This is a genomic window from Tranquillimonas alkanivorans (assembly GCF_900115595.1).
GTDB classification, from domain to species: domain Bacteria; phylum Pseudomonadota; class Alphaproteobacteria; order Rhodobacterales; family Rhodobacteraceae; genus Tranquillimonas; species Tranquillimonas alkanivorans.
Genome location: NZ_FOXA01000008.1, coordinates 65289 through 91038 on the forward strand (window position 1 = coordinate 65289; position 25750 = coordinate 91038).

General features: G+C 69.1%; 22 protein-coding genes, 1 tRNA gene and 1 other RNA gene. 4 read left to right on the top strand and 20 right to left on the bottom strand.

Going from position 1 to position 25750, the window contains the following annotated elements; genetic code table 11:
• Nucleotides 1-207: 207 nt before the first annotated feature.
• The 16 genes from BM162_RS11325 to BM162_RS11400 all read right to left on the bottom strand — a co-directional run bounded on the left by BM162_RS11325 (nt 208) and on the right by BM162_RS11400 (nt 18795).
• Nucleotides 208-1926, bottom strand: coding sequence for an OmpA family protein (locus BM162_RS11325; RefSeq protein ID WP_093421831.1), 1719 nt, complete (start codon nt 1924-1926; stop codon nt 208-210).
• Nucleotides 1927-1936: 10 nt separating this feature from the next.
• Nucleotides 1937-2653 carry a hypothetical protein gene (locus BM162_RS11330; RefSeq protein ID WP_093421834.1) on the bottom strand — a complete coding sequence of 239 codons (717 nt, stop codon included), beginning with the start codon at nt 2651-2653 and terminating at the stop codon, nt 1937-1939.
• Entirely contained in the window at nt 2650-2958 is a 309-nt protein-coding gene (locus BM162_RS11335) for a hypothetical protein (RefSeq protein WP_093421836.1), read from the bottom strand. The genes BM162_RS11330 and BM162_RS11335 overlap by 4 nt, the downstream gene beginning before the upstream one ends.
• Nucleotides 2951-5209, bottom strand: a complete 2259-nt coding sequence (locus BM162_RS11340; RefSeq protein WP_093421840.1) for a hypothetical protein — start codon at nt 5207-5209, stop codon at nt 2951-2953. The genes BM162_RS11335 and BM162_RS11340 overlap by 8 nt, the downstream gene beginning before the upstream one ends.
• Complete coding sequence (locus tag BM162_RS11345) at nt 5206-6144, bottom strand: hypothetical protein (protein ID WP_093421842.1); 939 nt, start codon at nt 6142-6144, stop codon at nt 5206-5208. Before BM162_RS11345 ends, BM162_RS11340 begins: the two co-directional genes overlap by 4 nt.
• A gap of 12 nt (nt 6145-6156) precedes the next feature.
• The gene (locus BM162_RS11350) at nt 6157-7194 is read right to left on the bottom strand and encodes a hypothetical protein (protein WP_093421845.1); all 1038 of its coding nucleotides are present in this window, start codon (nt 7192-7194) and stop codon (nt 6157-6159) included.
• A 12-nt stretch (nt 7195-7206) separates the two neighbouring features.
• Nucleotides 7207-9504: a hypothetical protein gene (locus tag BM162_RS11355; RefSeq protein ID WP_093421847.1), complete on the bottom strand. Its 2298-nt coding sequence runs from the start codon at nt 9502-9504 to the stop codon at nt 7207-7209.
• Nucleotides 9505-9533: 29 nt separating this feature from the next.
• Nucleotides 9534-10949 carry a S8 family peptidase gene (locus tag BM162_RS11360; RefSeq protein ID WP_093421850.1) on the bottom strand — a complete coding sequence of 472 codons (1416 nt, stop codon included), beginning with the start codon at nt 10947-10949 and terminating at the stop codon, nt 9534-9536.
• Between the two features lie 293 nt (nt 10950-11242).
• Nucleotides 11243-11332, bottom strand: a tRNA-Ser gene (locus BM162_RS11365).
• 137 nt (nt 11333-11469) lie between these two features.
• Nucleotides 11470-12186 (bottom strand): alanyl-tRNA editing protein, encoded by a 717-nt coding sequence (locus BM162_RS11370; protein ID WP_093421852.1) that lies wholly within the window; start codon nt 12184-12186, stop codon nt 11470-11472.
• Nucleotides 12183-13220, bottom strand: coding sequence for a cysteine synthase A (locus BM162_RS11375; protein WP_093421855.1), 1038 nt, complete (start codon nt 13218-13220; stop codon nt 12183-12185). Before BM162_RS11375 ends, BM162_RS11370 begins: the two co-directional genes overlap by 4 nt.
• Before the next feature lie 51 nt (nt 13221-13271).
• The gene (locus BM162_RS11380) at nt 13272-14387 is read right to left on the bottom strand and encodes an NUDIX domain-containing protein (RefSeq protein WP_093421857.1); all 1116 of its coding nucleotides are present in this window, start codon (nt 14385-14387) and stop codon (nt 13272-13274) included.
• A 3-nt stretch (nt 14388-14390) separates the two neighbouring features.
• Entirely contained in the window at nt 14391-14834 is a 444-nt protein-coding gene (locus BM162_RS11385; protein ID WP_093421860.1) for a TrgA family protein, read from the bottom strand.
• Nucleotides 14835-14837: 3 nt separating this feature from the next.
• Nucleotides 14838-16049 (bottom strand): SAM-dependent methyltransferase, encoded by a 1212-nt coding sequence (locus BM162_RS11390; protein WP_177215134.1) that lies wholly within the window; start codon nt 16047-16049, stop codon nt 14838-14840.
• A gap of 65 nt (nt 16050-16114) precedes the next feature.
• Complete coding sequence (locus tag BM162_RS11395; protein WP_093421862.1) at nt 16115-17536, bottom strand: cryptochrome/photolyase family protein; 1422 nt, start codon at nt 17534-17536, stop codon at nt 16115-16117.
• A gap of 38 nt (nt 17537-17574) precedes the next feature.
• Nucleotides 17575-18795: an aminotransferase class V-fold PLP-dependent enzyme gene (locus BM162_RS11400; RefSeq protein WP_093421865.1), complete on the bottom strand. Its 1221-nt coding sequence runs from the start codon at nt 18793-18795 to the stop codon at nt 17575-17577.
• A gap of 101 nt (nt 18796-18896) precedes the next feature.
• Between BM162_RS11400 and BM162_RS11405 the strand changes: the two genes are divergently transcribed.
• On the top strand, nt 18897-19439 hold the full coding sequence (locus tag BM162_RS11405; protein WP_093421867.1) for a vitamin K epoxide reductase family protein: 543 nt from the start codon (nt 18897-18899) through the stop codon (nt 19437-19439).
• 41 nt (nt 19440-19480) lie between these two features.
• On the opposite strand, the gene BM162_RS11410 is transcribed toward BM162_RS11405, so the two are convergent.
• The 4 genes from BM162_RS11410 to BM162_RS11425 form a co-directional block, all read right to left on the bottom strand.
• Nucleotides 19481-21121 (bottom strand): BCCT family transporter, encoded by a 1641-nt coding sequence (locus BM162_RS11410; protein ID WP_093421870.1) that lies wholly within the window; start codon nt 21119-21121, stop codon nt 19481-19483.
• Between the two features lie 51 nt (nt 21122-21172).
• Complete coding sequence (locus BM162_RS11415) at nt 21173-21592, bottom strand: universal stress protein (RefSeq protein ID WP_093421871.1); 420 nt, start codon at nt 21590-21592, stop codon at nt 21173-21175.
• 188 nt (nt 21593-21780) lie between these two features.
• Nucleotides 21781-22770: an MDR family oxidoreductase gene (locus BM162_RS11420; RefSeq protein ID WP_093421874.1), complete on the bottom strand. Its 990-nt coding sequence runs from the start codon at nt 22768-22770 to the stop codon at nt 21781-21783.
• Between the two features lie 23 nt (nt 22771-22793).
• On the bottom strand, nt 22794-23309 hold the full coding sequence (locus BM162_RS11425; protein ID WP_093421876.1) for a DinB family protein: 516 nt from the start codon (nt 23307-23309) through the stop codon (nt 22794-22796).
• A gap of 50 nt (nt 23310-23359) precedes the next feature.
• Between BM162_RS11425 and BM162_RS11430 the strand changes: the two genes are divergently transcribed.
• From BM162_RS11430 to ssrA, 3 genes are all read left to right on the top strand, one after another.
• A complete protein-coding gene (locus BM162_RS11430; protein ID WP_093421879.1) occupies nt 23360-24133 on the top strand; it encodes a FadR/GntR family transcriptional regulator in 774 nt (257 codons plus the stop codon).
• A 55-nt stretch (nt 24134-24188) separates the two neighbouring features.
• Nucleotides 24189-25235: an extracellular solute-binding protein gene (locus tag BM162_RS11435; protein ID WP_093421881.1), complete on the top strand. Its 1047-nt coding sequence runs from the start codon at nt 24189-24191 to the stop codon at nt 25233-25235.
• Between the two features lie 103 nt (nt 25236-25338).
• Nucleotides 25339-25693, top strand: a transfer-messenger RNA (tmRNA) gene (gene ssrA / locus BM162_RS11440).
• The last annotated feature ends 57 nt before the right edge of the window (nt 25694-25750 follow it).

The following is a 25750-nucleotide window of genomic DNA, read 5'->3' on the forward strand; positions in this document are numbered from 1 at the left end:
AAGGCAAAGAAGTCGGGCGCCGGCAGCGTGCCTTCTCGCTCGGTGGCCTGCCGCCAGAAAAGTGGCCCTTCCTGAAGTAGGCTTTCGAGCCAGATCGAGGACGGCCAGATGCCCCAGAAGAAGCACGAGCCCGAAGAGATTGTCGCGAAGCTTCGGCAGGTCGATGTGTTGGTGTCGCAGGGTACGCCACCGCTTGTCCAACGGGCCTCAGGGATCGTGGAACGTCCAGATGGTGACGGTGGCCCGCCGGTCCTCGGCCGCCTCCGTTCCGTCGGGCCGGCCGGAGGCGAGTTCGCCTTCCGCCTTGCCGGTGAACGTGATTCCGCTCCCGATCTGGTCGGTCAGAAACGCCATGGCCGCTTCGCGCCGGTCGCGCGCCAGCGCCTGATTGTCCGAGACCGAGCCGGTGGTCGAGGCGAACCCGTCCACCACCACGGGCACCCGGCCTTGGCGTACCAGGTCGAGATCGGTGGCGGGGATCGTACCGATGAACGCCTTGAGCGCACGCGCCTGATCGTCCGAAATCTCCGCCTGCTTGGGCTTCTCGAACATCACGGCATGGGTGCGGCCGCGGCGGATCTTGGCCGGCAGCGGCCGTACCGAGATGCGCTTGGCACTCACGATGCGGACCACCTTGACCTTCTCGCTGCCGAAGGTGGAGCTGTCGGTATCGCTGCGCATCTGCTGGAAGTGCACCGAGCCGTCGGCCCAGACGTCGACCGTGCCATCGAAGGTGTAGTCGCCCGAGCCTGCGGGGTCCCACCGGCCTGCGAAGTCGTAGCGGATCTTGCACATCGCCTCCTTCGGCAGGCTGAGCTCGGAGGCGGTGAAGCCGACCGAGAAGGAGGAGGCGTAGAGCTCGTCTGACTCGTCGCCGACGAAGTTGATCTTGGCGGTCCGGATGTCGTTGTGGTTCACCTCCACGGTCAGGCGCATCTTGAAGCGCTGGTTGGAGACGCCCACGCGCGGATGCAGCGCGAGAAACACGAAATCGCTCACCACCTGGGTGAAGCGGCTGTCGGGCGGCGTGTTGGGATGGACGTAGCGCGACGGCTGGGCGGAAACCTCGATACTACCCTTCGTCACCTCGGCCCTGAAGGCCTCGAACACGGCGAGGCCGAGCCCGGCCGCCTCGATGCTCGCCCCTCGCGCGCCAAGCTCCTCCGGCGGCGGCACGACCGCGTTGAGGACCACAGGCGTCGCGTCGGGGGGCACGTCGTCGTAGGACGCCTCGGTGTCGCCCGCGCTCATCTCAACGATGTCGGCGATCACGTCGACCGGGTCGACCTCGACGGCGCGGCCCTCCAGCGCCTCGTCGGGGCCCGGCGGGGAGGGCGGACGGTAGGTGCGGTCGATCATCGCCAGGAACTCCTCCACCGCGGCGTCCCGGCGGTCCTCCTGGGACGGCGGGCGGCGGGGCTCGTTGATCAGGCTGACATCCTCCTCGAGGGAGTCCTCGCCGGGCATCGCGCCGCCGTCCTGAACGCTGAAGCTTCCCGCCTCCACGAGGGGCATCTCGTCCTCGGCGCGGTCCGCCTCCGGCGCGGCTCGATCGTCGGCGGTCGCGGCGGGGTCCGGGCCGGGGGCCGGATCGGGGGGCGGTGACGGCGCGGCGGCAGGTTCCGGCCCGGCATCGCCGGACGGTGCGGCGTCCCAGTCGCGGACCACCCGCTCGCGGAGCACGCTGCGGCCCTCGGGATGCGCCCGGTCGGCCGTGGCGGCGCGCGTCAGCGTCTCGACCGCGGTATCGTCACGGGCTTCCTCGCCGCCGTCCCCCGTTCCGTTCCCGCCCTCGCCGACGCGGGGGGCGCGACCGTATCGGCTCATCAGGCGGCGCGACCTCTCGCGCCGGTAGTGCGAGTCGAAACTCTCCAGCGGGCTGGGCGCGTCAGACTTGCCGAAGAGCCCGGACTTGTAGCGCGTCATTGCTTCCCCCTCAGTTCAGCGTCATCCTGATGCGCTCGCGGCCCCGGCTCCGGAACTCGAGCTCTCCGGCGGCCTTCGCGGCCCCGTCTGCCATCGCGTCGAGCGTCAGCATCCGGGCCTCGGCCCGGGCCGGTACCGGCCGCCCGTCCACGCGGACGCTGTCGGGCGCGACCTGGTCCATGTGGCGGCCGAACACCACGAGGCTCAGCCCGCCCCCGCGCCGGAAGCGCACCACCCGCTCGGGCTCGGGGCGTCGCTTGGGGGCGCTGGCCTGAGCCATGCGTCGGGCGAGATCGGCGAAGTCCACGCCCTCGACCCGCACCCCGCGCCGACCCAGTCGGGCCACGTCCTCGGCGGTGTCCACCCCGTAGCGGCGCAGGCGCCGGGCCTCCTCCGGGCGCATCGCCTCGGGCGCGACCTGCTCTAGCGGCGTGCGCTCGCGCAGCGCATCCTCGCTGGTGGTCTCGGCCACCACCCTGTCGGTGATGGAACCGAGTTTGAGATCCATCTTGGAGGCGCCTTGCTCGCCCGGCTGGGCCGTGCGGAAGCGCACCCGGTCGCCGTCGTAGTCGGCGAACACGTTGAGCGAGAGGCCCATGTCCTCCACCGTGTAAAGGCGCTTGCGCTGCATCGCCTTGACCCGCGCCACCTGGTGCACGCGCTCCAGTTCGTCGGCGAGCGACTCGATGAACTCGCGCAGGTCCCACGATGTGTGCCCGCCGTTCAATCGCCTGGGCCCTCCCCGTCCGGTGGAGCGCGCCGCGCCCCACGCCCGCCAGGCCGGCCGTGCCATCGGACCCGCAGCTCCAGCCGATGCAGAACCGGCATGACGCTCGTGCGGTAGTGCTGGCTCGTTGGCTCGCCACGAATCTCGGGCACGGTGCCGACCCCGCCCGGCCGGCGGACCGACATCTCGAGCGGCAGACCGAGGCGCAGCCGCTCGGTCTCGAAGCCTCGCGTCCCGGACTCGGCAAGGTCGAGCATCTCGGCCAGCACGTCCGAGAGCCGGCCGATCTCGGGAAGGTCAGTCACCGATCCGCATCCCGACCGGGACCGGAAGCTGGATTTTCCTGACCTCGCGGCGTGCCGGGTTCCCATTCTCGTCGATGTCGACGAAGCTGACGAGATGTACCTCCTGGGCGTGGAGCACCGGCTCCACGGTGAGCGGGCCCGTGCCTACGGGCAGGCGTTCGACCGTCTCGATCATCAGGCGGGCGCGCAGCGTCGGATCGGCGGCCAACGCGCCGGCGACCGCGGCGGCGGCGAGCGGATCGGTCGCCCCCGGGGCGCCGCGCCGCGTCAGCTCTGCATAGCCCTCGGGCGTGATCTCGACGCCGCCGGCGAGGTAGTCGCCGGAGGGGCCGGGGCGCGCCACGAGCGGCAGGTGGCGGGCGAGGCCCGGCCCCTCGGCCAAGCCGATGCGGTATCGCAGATGCGCGGCCCCGGACCGCGCCTCCGACGGAATCCGGAGCAGGAGGCCCGGCGCGTCCGTGGCGGTGTCCCGCTCCCTGAGCGGCTCGGCGCCGTCGAGGATGATGCGGTTGGGCGCGGTAACATGGGCGCAAAGGCGCAGCTCGTTGCCGAAGAAGGGCGGCCCCGAGCCCCCCTCGCGCCGCTGCACCAGCCGGATCGCAAGGCAGATGCGGCCGCCCGCGCGCTCGGCCTGCATCAGCACGTCCGGGTCAAGCTCGACCGCGGCGCCGGCCGAGGCGCCGGCCTCCAGCGGCGCCATACGCCAGACGCACCGCTTGAGCCCGGTCCGCGGGGTGCCGTCGCACGACACCCGAACGTCGAGGAACGGCGCGTCGAGACGCTCGGGTCCGGCAGTGAACGCGACGGGGATGCGGCAGGTCCGGTCGGACACGAAGATCCAGGAGGTCTCGCCGTCGCCCAGGTCGGTCAGGGCGCGGCGAGGCAGCGCGACCTCGATGCGCCGGTCGGCCTGGATCTGCTTGCGGCCCGGAACGAAGAGCTGGCCGACCATGCCGGCCGCGTCGCCGAGCGAGAGCACGGCCGACCAAGGGATCGTTGAGACGAACTGGTCGTGGTTGATCTCCGGCACCCAGGCGCGGGCGTCGAACATCTTCTCTACGGGCAGGCGCTCGACCACGGACTTGAGCAGCTCGTGGCCCGGCCCGCCGAGGAGCTGATTGATGCCGCCCGCGTTGCCGGCGATGCCCTGGATCAGCCCGGTGACGGCCTTGGGGTCGATATTCTTGAGGATCCCCGCGATCATCGCCGGGTCGAGCTTCACCCCGCCGCCGCCAGTCCCGGCGGCGGCTTCGGCCGCGCGAGCGCGCCAGCCTTGCGCCACGGCCGCTTCGGGGGCGTTGCCGGCGACGGCCGCGGGCTGCACCGGCACCACGGGGGCGGCGGGCGCCGCGGACCTGAGCGCGCCGACGAGCTGGCCCACGACGCCCGGGGCGGCATCGGCGATCATCTTGGCGAAGACGGGGGCCAGCTCGGGGATCAGGTCCATCAGGAGCTTCACCAGGCTCTCGACCGACTGCTCGCCGGCAATGCGGCCGTCCGGGCCGAGCCCGTGGGCGACGTCGATCCCGCCCATGGCCCGGCCCTTGAGCGGGGGCCCCACCGCCATGCTCTTGCCGCCCGCGAGCCCGCCCAGAAGGCTGCCGAGCAGCGGGGCCAGGGCGGGGATCAGGCTCGGCAGCAGGCCCTTGAGCATCGGTAGGAGCGCGACGAGGGCGGGGAACGCCTGCTCGCGCGCAACCGCAGCATTCAGGCGGCCATCGGGCGCGCGCATCCGCTCTGCGGCACGCATGATCGTGTGCTCCAGCGCGCGTCCGCCGGCGACCGGCGCGCGTCCGCCGCGGATGCGGGCGTTGAGCTCGGCGGCCAACGAGGCCCCGGACCGGCCGGGTACCTGGTCGAGGCAGTGGCTGAGGATACGCGCCATGGACCGCTGCGAAGGGCGGCCGGGGATCTCGGGGTCGCGGGCGCAGATCGCCTGCATCCGCGCGGTCAACAGCGCCAGCCCTTCGGCGAGCTCCGGCTCCGGCGCACGACCGCGCCGCCCTCCCGTCCCCGATCCGGCCGTCCGGCGCGCCGAAAGGGCGCCCGCGCGGCTGGCCGAGGTCGGCCCCAGATCCGCCAGCACGCCCTCGAAGTCGTCGCCGTGCCGGGACATCTCGTCCTCCATCATCTCTGCCACCGCCACGTCGACGCCCCAGCGGCGCTCCATGGCCCGTTCGATGGCCGGGCCGCCATCGCGCAGCGCGTAGGGCCGCCGGAGCTGCACCTGGATGTGCGGCCGCCCGCTCATGCCCGCGCCACCACTGCGCCCCAGTAGCCCTCGGACCAGACGGGGGTGTCGAGCGATGGGAAGTCCTGCGGTCCGCCCCAGCTCCAGACGCGCACCGGCTTGGTGTCGTCGGTGACAGGCTGGAGCAGCGGCGCCCAGTGGTTGGGGAACATGGCGAGGCCCTTGCCGATAATGCCCTGCGACTTCGCGGACTTCTTCTCGGCCCGCTTCGTCTTCTTGTCGCTCTTGCCGCGCAGCACGCCGCTGTTGACGAGGAGAACGGGCTGAAGGTCGGGCGCGACCTTGAGGCCCCGCAGGTGGTCCAGATCCTTGTTGAAGGCCAGGTTCGTCTGGGCGTCCGCCTCTGCGAAGCCCACGCCGTCCTTGAGCCAGTGCACCATCTCGCCGGGTGTGGTGATGGCCGAGAGGTCGTCGTCGGGGGTCCCGTCGAAGAAGGCGCTGTCGTTCTTGCGCAGGCTCGCCAGGATCATCCAGTCGAGCAGCAGATGGCCCGGCGTCGCGTTGCCCGCGAAGGCCTGAGGGTCGATCCCGTCGAGGTCGTCCGACCGGAGCCCGATCTTGCCGAAGGCGGCCTTGCCGTCGTCGTAGAGTGTCATCACCATGTTCGCGAACGCCGCGAAGTCGCGCGTGGCGTGCAGGTGCATGGCCGCCGCGGGCCCGCAGGCATTGAGGTTGTACTGCCGGATGTTGTCGGGCCTGCTCTGGAGCGCCGCGAGCCGCTGGGCGATGTTCGCGCGGGGCAGCTTGGGCCAAGCGCCGTTGCCCGTGCGGGCCCCGAAGGCGGCGATCCGCTGCGCCACCGTGCCGCTGAGCGAGCCTGCCCGGCGGCCCATGCCGCGCGGCGACGGCAGCAGCGTCTCAAACGGGTCGGTGCCCGGCCCGAAATGGGGCTCGAAGGGCTTGGGGCTCCGCGCGGTCCTATGGCCCGTCTGCATGGCTCATCCCCCTCACGCCGGCGGCGCGGCGCCGTTCTGGCGCTGCTCTGCCTCGGCGACCAACGCCTTGGTGCTCTCGTCACCGAACAGGTCGGCGAAATTGTCGAGCTTGAAGTAATCGCTCTTGAAGTTGACCTCGACGAAGCCGCTGATCTGGGCGTTGAGTTCCGTGTTGGTGACGAGCTCGCGCGAGGACACGGTGATCTTGGTGTTCTTCTTGCCGCCGCCGAAGCCTCCAAAGAACGGCAGGTTGAAGCCGCCCTGGCCGCCGCCCTGCTCAATGTCGGTCGTCCGATCCTTGGCCTGGCCTGCCTCGGTGCCGCGGACGTTGAACAGCAGCGCGGCGCGGATCGTGCCCTTGTCGACCACCAGCCGCTGCTGCCCCGCCAGCATCACCTCGCGCCGGGCGAAGCGCATCTCCTTGGCGAGCTTGAGCTGCGCCTCGTACATCAGGCGCTGGATCTCGTCATTGGACGTGTCGACGGACATGCCCGTCTCGGCGTCCTTGAGCTCGCCCTCGGGGCTCATGGTGAAGCGCAGGGGGTCACTCGCCGCCATCTCGGCCAAGGCGTCGAGCGAGGAGATGTGGTCGCGCGCGATCACGCCGAGCGGCTTGCTCAGCTCCTTGAACTGGCGGACGAAGGCGTCGGTCTGCTCGATGGTGGAGTCGACGATGGCGCCGTAGGTGCCGGTGATCAGGTCGCGCACGAAGTCGACGAAGTTCACCTCGGCCAGAAAGTCGCCCGCCAGAGGCGCCAACTCGTCGAGCCGGGTCGGGTCAGTGGCATCGGTGTTCAGGCCCCGCGCCCGCCGGCTCTGGGCCGTGGCCGGATCGGTGCGCCTGCAGGCCCTCTCGATCCCGCGGGAGAGCATCTCGCGATACATCTCGACCTGCTTGTCGCGCGGCAGGGACAGAAAGGTCGGGTTCTCGGAGAGGTACTTCTTGAGGTCGGTGCGGACCCGGTCCACGACCTCGCGGTCGATCTCTCTGTTCTTCCCCGGGGCTCGGCCCGTGCGGGGCGCGGTAATGGTGTCGGCGTTCGGCGTCATCGGCTCGTCCCCTCAGAGCATGTCGGCGTCCTGAAGCGCGTCGCGCTCAGCCTCGGCGGCGTACTCATCGCCGATGTCGGTCGGCGCGTCCTCGCCACCGTCATAGAAGCTGTCGTCATCGATCCAGTCGCCCACCGTGTCGGGGCGCCGGAACGCGGCGAGCCAGTTCTGCAGCACGGCCAGGCCGCGGTCGATCTCGGCATCGGGCGCGGTCTGCAGCGTGGAGGCGTTGTCGGCCAGCCAGTCGAACAGGTCGTGCCCGAAGACGGCCAGCGTACGCGCCCGGTCGGTGAGTTGGGTGCCGTAGACGCGGCGTCGGTCCTCGCGGCTGTCGCCGATGGCTTCGTTGAGCAGGCCCTCGACCACGGCCCAAAGGCCCGAGTTGAACCGCCCGCCCCAGTACTGCTGCACCTCGGGCCGCTCGAGAATCGAGAAGCAGAAGTGCAGCTGGTGCCAACAGCGATCGACAAGGTCGGGCATGTGGTAGCCACCGACGTCCGAGAGGAACCGCTGAAGGTTCATCCCCGCGCGCACGAAGCGGAAGCGGGCGTAGGAGTAGCCGCGCCCGACATCGCCCGAGAAGTAGGCACCGGCGTTGTTGACGCGCTGCAGGTCGATCCCGGCCTCGCCAAGCGCGCCCAGCAGGTTGCGGGATGCCTCCCCGCGCGGACCCTCCTCGAACACGGCTGCGAAGGTGCGTCGCCGGTCCTCTGCCGCCGGATAGACGATGCGATAGACCTGCCGGTAGTGTGACATGAGCGCGTTGGCCGGAGAGTTGCCCAGGTCGTAAGAGAAGCTGCGCTGACGGGCGATCAACTCCTCGACCATGTCGATGATGCCGAGCCGGTCGAACTGGTAGATGTAGTAGGCGCGCGCCATGGTGCGAATGCGGTCGCCCTCGATCCCGGCGGTGAACTCGTCCTCGAAGCGGCGCATCCGGACCGGCGGCAGGTGGGGCGGCGAGGCGAGCCCGCCGAGCACCCCACTGAAGGTGCCGCCCGAGCCGCCCGAGCCGTAGGCCCCGCCGGAGCCCACGCTCGACAGCGCCGCGCGCGCCCAGTCGTTGTCGAGCGTGTCGGGATTGACGTTGAGCGAGTTCAGCAACGAGATGGCCGAACGTTTGAGCCCCGGCGGCAGCGGCTGCCGGAAGTCCTGCATCGGCGCCGAGGGGCCGCTGTCGCGGAGTGTCGAAAAGAGCGGCTCGTAGTTCTCGTAGACGCGTAGCTCGGGCAGGCTCTCGATCAGCTTTTCGGCGAAATCGGGGTCGTTGAGCGGCACGCGCCGCTCACGCAGGAGTTCGTAGGCCGCGTCGACCCGCCCGGCGTCGGCATCGACGTAGCGCTCGGCGAAGACGGCGGCGATCCGGTCCTTGTAAAGCACGGCCTGGTTCTGGCGGAAAAACTCCTCCACGGCGGCGCGGACCGTCTCCTCCTCGACCTCGGCGGGCTTGGCCTCGCCCTTGAGGGCCTCGTAGAGCGCCGCGCCGGCGAGCTCGTCAAAGCCGTAGACGGCCAGCACCGAGGCGCCACCGTTGGCTGAAATGGCGTTCTTGGCCACCGTGAGAAGGCGGTGATAGGCCGTGGAAGGCAGGGTGGCGGCGATTGCCTCGCGCTGGATGGCGAGCGGGTTGACCACGCCGCGTGCGGCGAGGGCGGCGGCGATCTCGTCCTGGCGGCCCTTGCCGAGCGCCTTGACCGAGCCGACCAGGGGCCGGATGTCTGCGGCCTTGACCGGGCGGGTCACGGCGGAGGTCACGTAGTTCCCCGTGGCGTCCAGCGCATCGATCACGTGATCGGCGAAGTCGGTTCCGCCAGGCTGCGTGCCGGCGGCGTCGAGCCGGTCGAACACCCCCTCAACCGTGTCGGCGGCGGCGGTGAGGCCGCGGGCCTCCAGCGCGTCGGCGATCATGTCCTTGAAGACCGCGGCGCGGTGGCGGCGGAACAGGGTGGCGGCGCGTTGGGCGGCCTGGGCCGGCGTCTCGCTCTCGAGGTCCGCTTTCGACTTTCCCTTCATCAGCTCGAAGGCGAAGCTGGCGGCAAGCTCGGGCGATTGTGCCAGAAAACCCTGGCCGTTCTCGTCGCGGATGCCCTTGCGCGCGGCGGCCAGCAGCTTGCGGCGGATCCCCGTGTCTTCAACCTCGTCGACAATGAAGACGTGTATTCGGACGGGGGTGCGCAGGGTTTCGTCGCGCTCGGCCTCGTCCCGCGCCCCGTCCCGGTCAGAAAAGATCGCGGCGTCGATCTTCTCCACCTCGGCCCGCCGCGCGTCGCGGTCGAGCGGGCGCCTCATGATGGACCGTCTGTAGGCCATGTCAGTTTCCTTTCACGTGTCCATCCCGTTTATGCCGCCGCCGCGGCGCCCTCCGGGCCGAAGCCGAAAGGCCACGGCGGCCGCCGTTCGTCCGTGCCGCGCCCGCGCCGATGCGCCTCGATCAACGCCTCGGCCGCCCGCAGGGCGCGGCCCATATTGAGCACGCCCACGCCGCCGCGCGGATCGGGCGACCGCCCCTCGATCCGGGCCGAGTCCCGGATCAGGCGGCGGATGGTGCTCTCCCGGAAGGTCGCGCCCCGCTCGTGCCCAAGCGCCACGATCAGCGCCGCGGTGGCGCTCACGAAGGGAGCGGCGTGCGAGGTTCCGTCGCGGTAGCGGTAGCCGCCGTTCAGATCGGCGGAGTAGATGTCGGCGCCCGGCGCGGTGACGTCGAGATGCGGCCCCCAACCGGAGAACGGCGCCACGCGGCCGAACTGGTCGATCGCGCCGACGGTGATGACGCCAGGCACCGCACCCGGGTAGACCGGCGTGTCGCTGCCGTGGTTGCCAGAGGCGGCCACGGTGACAACGTTGCGCAGCCGCGCGTAGCGGATCGCCCGGGCATGGGGGGCCAGCCCATCCTGGGCGCCCAGCCCGAGCGACAGGTTGATCACGCTGGCACCGCGGTCGGCCGCCTCCTTGATGCCGGCTTGGATGTCGGCCTCGGAGCCCACGGCGATCCGTGCGCCATTCTCCAGCGCGGTGCCGAGCACGCGGTAGCCCAGGAGCGAACAGAGCCCGGCCGCGCCGACGGGCATAGCGAGGCCGAGCGCGCCGATGGTGCCGGCAACGTGGCTGCCATGGGCGGCGGGGCCGTCGTCCCAGTCCGGGTCGCGGCCGGTAACGTCGCCAATCAGGAGCCCGCCGCTGCTGCCCCCGTCCCCGAGCGACACGAAGTCGTAGCCGCCCGCGACCTTGCCCTCGAACTCGGGGTGGTCGCGGGAGATGCCGCTGTCGAGCACGGCGACGCGGATGGCGGGGTGGCCTGGCGACAGGGCGAGCGCTGTGCCCGCGTCGACCGCCTCGAGCGCCCAACTCCCCGGCCGGCCGCCGACCTTCAGAACGGGGTCGCTCCAACGATCGAGGCGGAACGCGAACGTCCGGACCGGGCTGATCTCCGCGACCATGCCACGGCTGCGGAGGCGTTGCAGCGCGTCGCGCGCCGCTTCCGGGTCGTGGGCTCTGAGGCGCACCATGCGGTCGAGCCCCGCCGCGTGCTCGGCCCGTGTCACGGCCTGGGCGGGCGACGTCGGATCGCCTGGATCGGCCCGCCGCGCGGCGGGCAGCGGCCGGGCCAGGCGGACCTCGGACGCCGCGCCGACCGCGGCCAAGGAGGACGAGACGTCGCGCATTGGAACGTCGTCACGCGCGGTCCAGTAGGGCAGCGCGAAGGCCCCTCGCCTATCCGGAAGCGTCCTCGTTAATGTGACGTCGAATGCGGGCATGAATGGTCCTCGCCCGAAAGCAGGACGTTCACGTCGCCTTCGAGGCTGCACACATGGCTTTTGGAGCTTGTTCCGATCGTAGCGGAATATTGACGTAACGGCAATGTAATTGCTCCCGAGCCGGTGGCCTGCCGGCGCTTCTGACGGTCGTGGGGCTGCTGGCGATCCGGCGTTCCCGCAGCCCTTGTTGCCGTCACCGGCGCGGGTTTCGCGGGTACCGTGCCGGGGTCCGAAGGGCTGATCTCACCTCATATGGCGAGCGGCCTGACCTTCAGCGGAACTAAGGGTGATAGTGGCGGAGAGACAGGGATTCGAACCCTGGAGACGGTTTCCCGCCTACACGCGTTCCAAGCGTGCGCCTTCGACCACTCGGCCACCTCTCCGTGAGGCGGGGCTTAGCCCAAAACCGGCGGGGGGTGCAAGCGCTGTCGGCCGCGAAAAACGCCGGTCGTGTCGCGGCCGTCGTGTCCCCCGGGTGCCACTTGCGAGGCGCGACCGGAGGAACCGACGCGCGGGCCGGTCAGCCGTCGAGGTGGATGGTCACCCGGCGGTTCTGCTTGCCCTTCTTCTCGATCTTGCCCAGCCGGACGGCGCCGATCTCGGCCGTGCGGGCGACGTGGGTGCCGCCGCAGGGCTGGAGGTCGACCTGCGCCGGCCCGTCGCCGATGCGCACCAGCCGCACCCGGCCCGCGCCGCGCGGCGGCTGCACCGACATCGTCTTGACCAGCGTGGGGTTGGCGTCGAGTTCTTCGTCGCGGATCCAGTCCTCGGTCACCGGCAGGTCGCGCGCCACCAGCTCGTTGAGCTCGGCCTCGACCGCGTCCCGATCCTCGGGCGCCTCGGGCATGTCGAAGTCCAGCCGACCCTTGCCCGCGCCGATGGACCCGCCGGTGACGGGCAGCGGAAGGACCACCGACAGCAGGTGCAGCGCCGTGTGCACGCGCATGTGCGCGTAGCGTCGGTCCCAGTCGAGCGTCTGCATCACCAGGGCCCCCTCGGGAGGCAGGTGCTCGCCCTCGGCCGGACGAAGGACGGACTGCCCCCCCGCGCCCTTCACCGTGTCGGCGACGCTCATCGCGCCGCCGTCCCATTCCAGCCGTCCGCTGTCGCCCGGCTGGCCGCCGCCGGTGGGATAGAACAGCGGCCGGTCGAGCACCACGCCGCCGTCGGCGTGGCTCAGCACCCGGGCGGGCGCGGTCTTGGCATAGGGTTCTTCGCGGTAAAGCGCCTCGATCATTCAACGTCCTCGAACACGGTGGGCAGGATACGCGACTCCCCGTCCAGCCATTCGGGCACGGGCAGGCCCTTTTCCTTCAGGAAGGCGGGGTTGAAGAGCTTGGACTGGTAGCGCGTGCCATAGTCGCAAAGCACGGTGGCGATCGTGTGCCCCGGCCCCAGCTCGCGCGCGAGCCGCATGGCGCCGGCGACGTTGATCCCGGACGAACCTCCCAGGCACAGCCCCTCGTTCTCCAGCAGGTCGAAGACTACCGGCAGCGCCTCGGAATCGGGGATGCGCCAGGAATGGTCCGGCGTGAAGCCCTCAAGGTTCCTGGTGATGCGCCCCTGCCCGATCCCCTCGGTGATCGAGCTGCCGGGCGAAGCGAATTCGCCCGTCGTGTAATACGAGTGCAGCGCCGCCCCCTCGGGGTCGGCAAGGCCGATCTTCACGCCCTTGGGCTGAAGCGCCGCCGCCACGCCCGCAAGCGTGCCGCCGGTGCCGACGGCACAGATGAAGCCGTCGACCTTGCCCTCGGTCTGCGCCCAGATCTCGGGCCCGGTGGCGTCGATATGCGCCTGCCGGTTGGCGACGTTGTCGAACTGGTTGGCCCAGATCGCGCCGTGATCCTCGGTCTCGGCCAGCTTTTTCGCCAAGCGCTCGGAGTAGCGGACGTAGTTGTTGGGGTTCTTGTAGGGTACCGCCGGGACCTGGACGAGCTCGGCACCGGCGAGCCGGATCATGTCCTTTTTTTCCTGGCTCTGCGTCTCGGGGATCACGATCACCGTCTTGAAGCCCATCGAGCAGCCGACCAGCGCGAGCCCGATGCCGGTGTTGCCCGCCGTGCCCTCGACGATGGTGCCGCCGGGTTCGAGCAGCCCGCGCTCGACCGCGTCGCGGATGATCCAGAGCGCGGCGCGGTCCTTCACCGACTGGCCGGGGTTCATGAACTCGCACTTGCCGAGGATCTCGCATCCCGTCGCCTCGGACGGACCGTGCAGGCGGATCAGGGGGGTGTTACCGATGGCCGAGGCCAGGTCGCTGTGTATCGTCATGTTCTCGCTCCGCGGCTTTGGCCCAATGTCTAGGGCGCGGGGCGGGGGAACTCAAGCGAACGCACCCGGCGTCCCGCGCCGCATCGCCAGCCACAGCGCCGTGGACAGAAGCGGGCCGTTGTCCACCTCCCCGGTCTCGACCAGCCCCATCAAGGTGTCGAAGGACAACACGTGGCTGCGGATGTCTTCACCCTCGTCGGCACTGCCGCCAATGCCATCACTGCCGTCCGGCAGGTCGCAGAGACCGACGTAGGAATAGAGATATTCCGTAATCGCGCCGGGGCTGGGATAGTAGCTGGCCACCGGCAAGAGCCGGCGCAGGGTCAGGCCCGCCTCCTCCTCGGTCTCGCGCAGCGCCGCTTCCTCGGGCCCCTCGCCCGGATCGATGCGGCCGGCGACAGGCTCGAGCGACCAGGGATGCGCGTCGCCGCGGGCATAGGGACCGACGCGGAACTGTTCGACCAGCAGCACGCGGTCGCGGGCGGGGTCGTAGGGCAGCACCGTTACCGCGTCGCCCATCATGAAGGCGGCGCGGGTCAGGCGGCCGCTTTCCCCGCCGTCGAAGGTCGGGTGGCGCAGGTCGAATTCCTCGACCGCGAAGAAGCTGGCATAGGGGCGGCGCGCGGCGTCGACGCGCACGTCGTCCCGCCGCTGCCCGGAGCGCAGTCCGACCGGGGCATGCGCCGCCCCGGCCCGAAGGTGCGAGCAGGCGCGCACGCGGATCGTGGGCATCATCGCCCGCAGCGTCGCGCCGTTCACGCCGCCGAACCACGCCATCGCCTCGCCCGCCGCGCGCCGGGTCATCGGGCCCCAGTCCCGCTGCCATTCCGCCAGCGACCAAGGCTCGCCGCTCGCCTCCGGCCCACCTCCGCGCGGGCGATAGACGTCGACCTCGCGCAGGCCGTCCAGGTCGACCGACCAGCGGCGGCGGACATAGCCGAAGCCTTCCTCGTAGAAGTCGAAGCGCGCCAGCGCCGCCGGGTCGGGGTCCTCGATCAGCAGGCCTTCGGCCACGTCGCCCTCGACCAGCACCGGGTAATCGCCGTCCGCCGCCCTCTTCACGGCGCGGCCGGGCACGCAAACCGGGCGGGCGTACTGCGGCGTGCCGGCCACGATGGCGCGCAGATCGGGGTCGAGAAGCGTGCCGAACAGAAGAAGCGCTGCCATGGATCAGGCGGCGCGGCGGGCGACGAATTCGACCAGCATCCCGCAGAGCGCAGCGCCGACTGCCGCCGACACGGCAGGCGTCGCGTTCAGTAGGAAGCTGCCGTACCCGATCATGAGCAGGACCATCGCCTCGATCGCCTCCATCGGGCCGTCATAGAACAGGCGGACCGCACGTTCGACCATCTCGTAGCCCGCAAGCGCCAGCAGCGTCCAGAGCACCACCGCGACAAGCGTCGTCAGGCCATAGCCCATGGCCGCGACGTATCCCCCGCCGACAAGCCGCCCCATCACCCGCCATCCCATCAGCAGGCCGAAACCGGCTGCCACCTCGTTCAGCCCGCGCGCCGGCTGCTGCTCGGGCAGGTAGGGCCGGACCAGGTCGCAGACCCACCAGGCGAGCGCCGCGAAGACGAGGGCGGCGATCAGCTTCGGTGCGGTGGGAAACATGCGTCAGGCGGCCTTGGTGAGCGTCAGGTGGAACACGTCGGAGTTTCCGCCCCTGAAGCTGGCCGCGCAAGAGGTGAGGTAGAGGTTCCACATCCTGCGGAAGCGATCGTCGAATCCGAGCAACGCGATGTCGTCCCAGCGCGCGTTGAACGCTTCGTGCCAGCGCCGCAGCGTCTGGTCGTAGCTGTCCCCGAACCCGGTCTCGCGCACCACCCGCAGCTCCGCGCGCCCGATCTCGGCCCGCAGCGCCGTGGGCGCGGGCAGCAGGCCGCCCGGGAAGATGTATTTCTGGATGAAATCGACGCCGCGGCGATACACCTCCCACCGGCGGTCCTGCACCGTGATGACCTGAAGCGCCGCGCGGGCCCCCGGGCGCAGCCGATTACGCAGCGTGTCGAAGTAGACGGGCCAATATCGTTCTCCCACCGCCTCGAACATCTCGATAGAGGCGACGCCGTCGTAGGCGCCGGTCGCGTCGCGGTAATCGCAAAGCTTCACGTCGACCCGCTCGGCCAGCCCGGCCCGCTGTATCCGCCGCGCGGCATAGTCGCGCTGCGCCTCCGAAATCGTCAGCGCCGTGACGCGCAGCCCCCGCTCCTTCGCCGCATACTCGGCGAAGCCGCCCCAGCCGCAGCCGATCTCGAGCACGTGGTCGCCCGGCCGAACGTCCAGCTCGTCGGTCAACGCCGCATACTTGTTGCGTTGCGCGCGCTCCAGGCTCTCTTGTCCCGTCTCGAACAGCGCGGAAGAGTAGGTCATCGTCTCGTCCAGCCACAGGGCGTAGAAGTCGTTGCCCAGGTCGTAGTGCCGCGCGATGTTGCGCTTGGCCTGCCGCCGGGTGTTGGACACCAGCCGAAAGCGCAGCCGTTCCCAGGCGCGCAGAAGCCCGAGGCCGGGGAAGCCGTCGTACAGGTCGTCGTTGCCCGCGTGCAGAAGGTCCATGAACGCCTGCAAGTCCGGACTCGACCACCATTCCTCGACATAGGCTTCGCAGAAACTCAGGTCGCCCTCGCGGATCAAGCGGGCGAAGATCTCGGGGTTGTGGACGTGCAGATCGGCCACCGGACCGGGGTCGCGTCCCTCGGCGCGGAAGCGGCGACCGTCGGGCAGCACGAAATCCAGTCGGCCGCGGGCCATGCCGCGGGCTGCGGCGAAAACCTGCGGAAAGTACCGAGGCAGGTTCGCCTGCCCCGTGGTCGTCGTCAGCACTCGCACCCCCGGTCCGCGTAAGGTCCGGCGACCCTAGCGCCACCATCGGCAAGAGCAAAGGCCGCGCGCCGTCAGAAATCGCGGTTTCCGTAGACCTCGAGCGCCCTCTGCCGCCCCTCCTGCGGCGAGACGACGGGTTCGGGATAGGCGTCGTCGGGCGACATGTTCCAGCTGCGCGGGATCGCGTCGAAGTATTGCAGCGCCTCTTTCGGCGGATTGCGCTGCCCCTCGGCGATCCAGCGGGTGACATAGGCCCGTTCCTTGTCGAAGCGATCGAGCTGCGTAACCGGGTTGAACACCCGGAAATACGGCGTAGCGTCTGGACCGGAGCCCGCGGACCACTGCCAGCCCAACGCATTCGACGCCGGGTCCCAATCGATCAGACAATTCTCGAACCACTTGAGCCCCACCCGCCAGTGCGTCAGCAGGTGCTTGGTCAGGTAGCTCGCCGCGATCATGCGGGCGCGGTTGTGCATGGTGCCGGTCACGTACATCTCGCGCATCGCGGCATCCACGAAGGGGATGCCGGTGCGCCCGCGCTTCCAGGCCTTCACCTCGGCGCGGCGCTCGTCCTCGTTCCAGGGAAAGCGGTCCCAATCCTCGCGCCAGTTCGACGCGGTGATGTGCGGCGTGTGGTAGACGAGGTGATAGGCAAAATCGCGCCAGATCAGCTCTTTCAGGAAGGTTTCGGCCCCCCGCTTGCCCTCTTCCAGCGCACGGACGCCCGCGTGCCAGCAGGTGCGCACACTGATCTCGCCATACGTCAGGTTCTCGGACAGGCGCGACGTGCCCTCGACCGCCGGAAGGTCCCGCGCCTCGCCGTAGCCGTCAATGCGGTGCGCGATGAACGCGGCGAGCCGTCCCTGCGCCGCCTGCTCGCCCACATTGACGTATTGTCCGACGATTTCCGCGCCACGGTTCATCGCGGCGCCCAGCTCCCAGTCCTCCAGCCGGTCCGAGCGTGGCCAAGCGTCGGGCGCCAGAATGCGGCCCGGGGTCGAGACCGGCGTCGCCACGCTGCGCTGCGCCACCGCCCGGCGGAACGGGGTGTAGACCTTGTAGAAGCCCCCCTGCTTGGTCTCGACCGCGAAGGGCTCGTGCATCAGGTGCCCCTCGAAGCTGCGCGCGTCGAGCCCATCCTCCTTCAGCCCCGCCTTCACCGCCTTGTCCCGGGTCAGCGCGTCGGGATCGTAGGCGCGCGTCCACCACACCGCGCCCGCGCCCGTCTCGGCCACCAGCGCGCGCAGGGTGGCAAGCGCCCCACCCCGCCGCAGGATCAGGCGGCTGCCCTTTGCCCCCAGCGCATCGGCCAGCGCGCCGACGCCCAGCCCCAGCCGCCACTTCGGACAGGCACCCTGCGCCTCCACCACCTCGTCGTGCAGGAAAACGGGGATGACGGGACGGCCGCTATGGGAGGCCTCGCGCAATGCGGGATGGTCGCTCAGCCGCAGGTCGCGACGGAACCACAACAGGATCGGGGAATTGTCTGACACCCTCGCTCACCTTCGCCGGCGCGGGTCTGCCGCCCGCGTTACAGCAGGTGATCTAGGGCCGTAATCAGCCGGTCAACCTCGGCCGCCTCGGTGTAGTGCACGAAGCTCAAGCGCAGCACGCCATGGTCCGGATCGATCCCCAGCGCCTCCAGCGCGCGGACGGCATAGAAGTGCCCGCCCCCGGCCATGATCCCGTGCGGCGCCAGCCGCGCCGCCATCTCGGCCCCCGGTACGTCTAGCGCCACCGCCACCGTCGGCGCCCGCCGCTCCGCCCGCCGCGGCCCCAGCAGGCGCACGCCCTTGCAGCCTTCGAGGTAGTCGAGCAGCCGGTCAAGCAACCGGCACTCGTGCCGGCGCATCAGGTCGTGCACCTTCGCCCCCCGCTCGCGCGGGCCGGCCTCGGTGTCGAAGTGATGGTGATAGAGCTGGTCGAGGTAGTCCACCATACCCGCGCACGCCGCCACCTGCGCATGGTCCGGCCCGGCCGGCGTGAACCGCTTCCACAGCGTGTCAGCGTTGAAATAGTGCCCCTGCGCCGGCAGCGCATGGCCCAGGTCGCGCCGGATGGTCATGATCCCCTGGTGCGGGCCATAGGTCTTGTAGGCCGAGAACAGGTAGATATCCGACCCCAGCGCGCCCACGTCCGGCAGCCCGTGGGGCGCGTAACTCACCCCGTCGACGCAGGTGTACGCCCCCGCCTCGCGCGCCATGCGGCAGATGGCGGCCACGTCGTTGACCTCGCCCACCACGTTCGAGCAATGCGGGAAGCACAGAAGCTTCGCCCCGTCGAGAAGAGGCTCCAGCGTCTCCGGGTCCAGACGCCCGGTCTCCGGGTCCATCCGCCATTCGCGCACCTCGATTCCCTCGTCGGCGAGCCGGCGCCAAGGGCCGGAATTCGCCTCGTGATCCTGGTTCGTCACCACGATCGCGTCGCCGGGTTTCAGCCAGCCGGCGAAGGCGCGGGCCAGGACGAAGGTGTTGGCGCTGGTCGAAGGGCCGAAGCTGACCTCGTCCTCCTCCACCCCCAGCATCGCGGCGAGCCGGGTGCGCGCCTCGTCCATCTCCTCGCCCGCGACGCGGCTGGCCTCGAACGGGCCATAGGGCTGCACCTTCGTCTGGCGATAGAAACGGTCGAGCCGGTCGATCACTGGACTGCAGGCATACGAGCCACCGGCGTTGTCGAAGAACGCCTGCTCGGCCAGGCAGGTCTCGGCGAAGGCGGGGAAGTGGCTGCGGACGAATTCGGTGTCGAGGGTCATGGCGCGAGCCTCTGCCGGATCGGGCGGGGCGTCAAGCCGCCGCCGGAACCCCGGCGGGGCGGCGTGCCTTGGACCGGCGAAACCCGAAAAGGAGCAGACACATGGAACCCACACGCCTTAGCCGGGAATTGCGCACGGGCCGCAGCCCCGATCTCAGACGCCGCCGCTGGGTGATCGGCCTGTCGCTGTTCGGCGCGGCGGTCGGTGGCATCGTCGGCGCCTACCAGACCGGCATCACCCGCCGCCTGCCCGACCCACCTGTCGGACCTTTCGACAGCGAACGCGTCGATGCGTCGGACTATGCCTATAAGCGTATGGAAACGCCGGACGGATTGCAGATGACCGTCACCCTCGCCGCCACCGCCGCGCTCGCCGGCGCGGGCGGAGAGGACCGCGCGCGCACCAAGCCGCACCTGCCCGTCCTGACCACGGTCAAGGCGCTCTACGACGTGGGTACGGCGATGAAGCTGGCGCAGGAGGAATGGAACGAAAACCGCGCGCTCTGCGCCTATTGTCAGGCAGCCACGGTCTCGACCGTCGCCGCCGCGGCGCTGTCATTGCCCGAAACCGTCCGTGCACTGAACACGATCCGCGATTACGGACTGCGGGGTGCGCCGCCGGTCGAGCGGCTGCTGCCGGCCTGACCCGGCGACCGGCCCCGGGCGATGCCGGGGCCGGCAAATCGTCAGACGCGGCGTTCCTGCTGAAGCCCGCGGAAAATCGTCCAGCACATCAACAGCAGCACCACCGTGAATGGCAGCCCGGTCGAGATCACCATTGATTGCAGCGACTGCAGGCCCCCGGCCGACAGAAGCAGCACGATTGCGATGGCGCCTTCGAAGATGCACCAGAACACCCGCTGCGGCACCGGCGCATCGACCTTGCCGCCCGCCGTGATCGTGTCGATGACCAGCGAGCCCGAGTCCGACGAGGTCACGAAGAACACGATCACCAGCACGATCCCGATGAACGACGTGATGCCGGCCAGCGGCAGCGCGTCGAGCATGCGGAACAGCTGGATCGGCAGCTCGGCGTCCTGCGCGGCGGTATAGCCGTCGCGGATCACCTGTTGCACCGCCGTGCCGCCGAAGACTGCCATCCACAGCACGCAGACGAGGCTGGGGATCAGCAGTACGCAGACCAGGAACTCCCGGACGGTGCGGCCACGGCTGACGCGGGCGATGAACATGCCGACAAAGGGTGACCAGGAAATCCACCAGGCCCAGTAGAACGAGGTCCAGCCCTGCATGAAGTTGACGTCCTCGCGCCCGACCGGGTTCGCCAGCGCCGGCAGGTACTCGATATAAGCCCAGAGGTAGTCGACGAAGCCGGTCAGGATGGCCACGGTCGGGCCCACGAACAGCACGAAAAGCAGCAGCAGCGCCGCCAGGCCCATGTTGAGCTCGGACAGGATCTTCACACCGCCGTCCAGGCCCCGCAGGACCGAGATCAGCGCCACGCCGGTGATCGCCGAGATCAGGATCACCTCCGTGGTCTCGCCCACCGGAATGCCGAACAATTCATACAGACCCGCATTCGCCTGCGTCGCCCCAAGTCCGAGCGAAGTCGCGAGGCCGAACAGCGTGGCGAACACCGCGAGCGTGTCGATCACGTGTCCGACCCATCCCCAGACGCGCTCGCCGAAGATCGGGTAGAAGGCCGAGCGGATGGTGAGCGGCAGGCCCTTGTTATAGGTGAACAGAGCCAGGCTCAGCGCCACGACGGCATAGATCGCCCAGGGGTGCAGTCCCCAGTGGAAGATCGTGGCGGCGAACCCCAGGCGCACGGCCTCGGCCTCGCTGCCCGCGGCCGCGCCCAGCGGCGCCCAGTCGGTGCGCGCGCCCTCCTCGACGCTGGTGCCGCCCAGCGCGGTCGAGAAGTGCGTCAGAGGCTCGGACACGCCGTAAAACATCAGACCGATGCCCATGCCCGCCGCGAACAGCATCGCGAACCAACCGACATATGTGTAATCGGGCGTGGCGTCGGCGCCGCCCAGCCGCACGCTGCCCAGCGGCGTGACGATCAGAAGCAGGCAGAACAGCACGAAGATGTTCGCCGCGCCGAGAAAGAACCAGTCGAAACCCTGGGTGACCTGCGTGAACAGCCAGCTGAAGGCCGCTCCCGCCTGCTCGGGCAGCGCAAGCGTGTAGAAGACGAAGGCGATCACGGCCAGGCCCGAGATCGCGAAGACGGGGTTGTGGATGTCGAATCCGATGGGCCCCAGCGACCCTTCGACGTTGTCCTGACCGATTTCGTAATCGGTCTCGATCAGCCCCGCGGTCCCCTCAGGTTCGGGGATACCTTGGGAGTCGCTTGTATCGGCCATTCGGGGTCTCCCTTTATGGTCGTTTGTTATTGTCAGACATTGGGCGCGCGCTCACTCGCCGCGCACGAGGAACACGGACGCATCGGCCTGCTTGGCGAGCGTGCCGCCATGCGACGACCAGATCCGGTCGGACAGATTGGGGATGTGCGTCGCCATTACCACCAAGTCCGCCTTCAAGTCCTCGGACGCCTGGATCAGACCCTCGTCCAGTTCCACCGCCGGGTCGTGGCTGGTGATGACATGGGCCCGGCCGCGCACGCCATGGGTGTCCGCCTGAGTCTCGGCGAAAGCTGCAAGCTTCTGCTTGAACTCCTGCGGCGTATGCGCGACCGAACTGGGCTCGTTCGTCGTGACGCCGACATAGACCAGTTCGGCCTCGTAATGCCGCGCCAGATCGGCGGCCACTTTCAGCGCCTTCTCCAGTCGCCCGGCATGCGCCAGATCAACCGGGATCATGATCCTGCTGAACATCTTACCTCCTGTCGCACCGGCTGGATCTTGATCAACCGGATCGGGCCGGCGCGGTTCCATCGTCTACTCCGGTGCGACGCCCTTCCGGCGCCGCATCCTCAGACGGTAACAGCCGCGTGACCGGAATCCCACCGGGACCGGCACCTTGGGGTCAGTTTGCGACAGGCAAGCGTCGCTTCCGGGAAATGTCAGGCATTCACGTCGACGATCACCCGGCCCTTCACCTGTCCCTTCAGGATGCGTGCGCCTAGCTCAGGCAAATCCTCCAGCCGCGCCGTCTCAACCATCGTCTCAAGCTTCTCCAGCGGCAAATCCCGCGCGATGCGGTCCCAGGCCCGGCGGCGATTGTCATACGGCTGCAGGACGCTGTCGATGCCCAGCAGGTTGACGCCGCGCAGCAGGAAAGGCGTGATCAAGGCTCCCTCGATCGCTGCGCCCCCGGCCAGGCCCACCGCCGCGACCGAGGTTCCGTACTTCATCTGCTTGAGCGCGCGGCCCAGAATCGCTCCAGCCACGGCATCGACGCATCCCGACCAACGCTCGCCCTCCAGCGGCTTACGCGATGGCTCCGCCAACTCGTCGCGGGCCACGATCTCGGTCGCACCGAGGTCCTTCAGATAGTCCGCGTTCTCCGGCCGCCCCGTCACCGCCGCCACCTCATGCCCCAGCCGGGCCAGCAGAGCGATGGCCACCGATCCCACGCCGCCCGAAGCTCCTGTCACCAGCACCGGCGCCTGCTCCGGCGTAAGGCCATGATCCTCCAGCGCCATTACCGCCAGCATCGCCGTCAACCCGGCCGTACCAACCGCCATCGCCTGCCGTGTGTCGAGCCCGTCGGGCAGTGGCACCAGCCAGTCGGCCTTTACCCGCGCCTTCTGGGCGTATCCGCCCCAGTGCGCCTCGCCCACGCGCCAGCCCGTCAGCACGACCTTGTCGCCAGGCCGGAACCGGGAATCGTCAGACGTTTCGACCGTACCGGCGAAGTCGATCCCGGGCACGTGCGGGTAATTGCGCACGAGCCCGCCGCCCGGTCCGATGCACAGCCCGTCCTTGTAGTTCAGCGTCGAGTACTCGACAGCGACGGTCACTTCGCCTTCCGGCAGACGGCTCTCATCAATGTACTGAACCGACGCTTGCGGCGCGCCGTCTTCCGACTTCTCGACCAGTAGTGCTCTCATTCTTCGCCTCCTTGTCCTCAGGCCTACCGCCAGCCAGCGCCTTCGGGCATGGCGAAAAGATCAGTCGCTTCCGGGGTCGCGCCGGCCGCCGTCAGCATCGCGTGCACTTGGCCCCGGTGATGTGTCTGATGATTGAACATGTGCACGACGCACAGCACTCGCGGCGTCTCGGCATCTCGGCCCAGCGCACCCGAATACCAGGAAAGAGACCCATCCAGCCCCTGATCCGTCAGACCGCCCGCCCAGTCACGTATATTGGCGTCCGCCGAACGCCGTCCCTCGACCAGCGCCGGCCAGTCAGAGACGAAATCCGTGCTCCGATCCAGTCCCACCGGCGGCTTCGCCCATTCCGCAAGCCGGCTCATCCAGACATGATCCGCCCAAAGCAGGTGGCTAAGCGTGGCGCGGATCGAGGCGAAATGTGCACCTCGATCTGCCTCTCTCTCGGCAGGGTCCAGCTCGTCAGCGGCGGCGTAGAGGCTGGCGTTCTGCCAGGCGTTGTACTGCGCCATGAGGCGGCAAAAACCGGCAGTAACCATTCGTTTTCCTTTCTCGGGTTGAGTGTTCCCCGCGGCAACAGGAGTGTCAAATGGCGATCTCGGACACAGGCGACGAACGCGATGCGGTCGATCTGCCGACCGGCATCGCGGAAGAGGTTCGCGACAGGATCATGGCAGGCGCTCTCTCGCCCGGCGACCGTCTGCCGTCCGAAGCGCGGATGGCCATATCTCACGGCGTTTCGCGCGCCACGGTGCGGGAAGCGCTGAAGCAGCTGGCAGCGCAGGGCATTCTCGACATACGCCGCGGCTCTCGCGGCGGGCCCTTCGTCCGGGCGCCTTGCTTCGTCCAAGCAGCCCGCGCCCAAGCCTCGGCCAGTGCGCTGCTTTACGCGGCACATCGCGTCGACGCCTGCCAAGCTCTGGCCGCCCGCCACAGGCTCGTCGCCGCCTGTCTTCCTTTGGCGGTCCGCCGGGCCGAGGCGCGGGACCTGGATCAGCTGGAAGCCGGGATTTCGCTGCAAAAGCGCGCGCACTTGCCGGACGGCGCCTTTCACGACAGCGCCACACGCTTTCTGCGGAATGTCGTAGACGCGACGGGCGACCGCCTGCTTTCAAGCCAGTTGGCCGGCGTGCTCGAGGGGCTGGGACGACTGCTGCGCAACTGCCCGCTTTCGCCGCGCCCCCGCGTCCGACTCATCGTGCTTCACCAAGAGATGGCGGCGGCGCTTGCGGCCCGCGATCTGGCTCGGCTGCACGAGGATCTGGAGGTGCTGGCAGAGGTTTACGCAGACGTGGTGCAGTTGGTAAGGGCCGATAAGTCAGACACTTCTTCATCCGTGTCACTTCGGACGATTCAATCTTGAGACGCGGAAACGCGCGACATAGCGTCGGAAGGCAACCGCCCAACGGAGGGATCACATGCACCTCACCGCACGCCTGATCGGCGCCACGGCCCTTACGCTGACCGCCGGCGCCGCCTCGGCCCAGGACGAGGACCTTCTCGTCTTCGATTACCCGGGTTTCGAGGACCCCGCCTTCCACCAGCCCTATGTCAAACAATACGGCGAGAGCCCGGAATTCGCCTACTTCGGCGACGAGGAAGAGGCGTTCCAGAAGCTGCGCTCGGGCTTCCGGGCCGACGTCAGCCATGTCTGCGCCGGCTCGGTCACGAAGTGGAGCGAGTCCGGGATACTCGAGCCGTGGGACACCTCGCGCATCGACGCCTTCGCGGACCTGAACGCCGACCTGACGGGCCAGGACGTCACCGAAGGCAGCGAGGATGTCTATTTCATCCCGACCGACTTCGGCTCCACCGCCGTCGCCTACAACACCGAGGAGGTGCCAGAGGAGGATGTTTCGTCGCTCGACGTGTTCCTGAACCCCGACTACAGCCAGCGGGTGACGCTGCCGGACAATGTCGACGACGCCTATGCCCTCGCCTACCTCGCCACCGGCACGACCGACTGGACCGACGTGACGGACGAGGAATTCGAGGCCGCGTCGGACTGGCTGCGGCAGGTGCACGGCAATCTTCGGACATATTGGACCGACCCTGCCGAGCTGGCCCAGCTTCTGGCCACCGGCGAAGTGCTGGTCGGCTGGGCCTGGAACGAGACCCTGCCGACGATGTCGGAGCAGGGCTTCCCCATCGGCTTCCAGCGCGAGGCCGAGGAAGGATCGTCGCTGTGGCTGTGCGGCTACGTCAACCTGGCCGAGGGTGAAGGGTCCGAGGAGAAGGCCTATGACTTCATCAACGCCATGCTGTCGCCGTCGGTGACCGAACCGCTGCTCGAGGCCGGCTACGGCCACTCGAACGCGGCGTCGATGCAGGGCGTCGGGGAAGAGGCGTTGACGGCCTCGGGCCTTGGGCCGATCAGCGCGCCGGTGCTGGCGCAGCTCCCGATGCCGAACGAGCAGCGCGAGCGGCAGAGCGCGGAGTTCGAGAAGATCAAGGCCGGCTTCTGATACGTCAGACGATTCCAATAAGCCGCGTCCCGATACCCGGGTCGCGGCGAACACCCTTCTGGTGCCGAACCTCTGAAAACTCGAGACGTTTTCCAACGTGCCGCCCCTTGCGAAGGGCGCCGCGGCCCCTTATCTTCGGGGTGTTCCCGCAAGGGAACTATGGGCATAAACGCGCACGTAATAAGCGGACTGGACCCGGGGGCGGTACCCGGCGGCTCCACCAAATATCCGGTCGTTGGCGGATCATGGGGCCGAAACAGGATCGACAGACGTGTAAAGGTGTAGCTTTGTCCCGGTGAGGTACCACCGTTATCGGTCCGAAACAGCATAATTGCCAACGACAATCGTGCTCCGGTTGCGGTTGCCGCTTAAGCGGTAACCAAGACCGAAATCTGAAGTCCTTGCCTCTAGCAAGGTAAGGCGGGGTTCGCAGGCACCTGGCAACAGAAGCCTGCACTTTCCCCCCATGAATGTGCTTTATGCCCCTGCGGACCGGTTTTCCTGAACACGCGGAC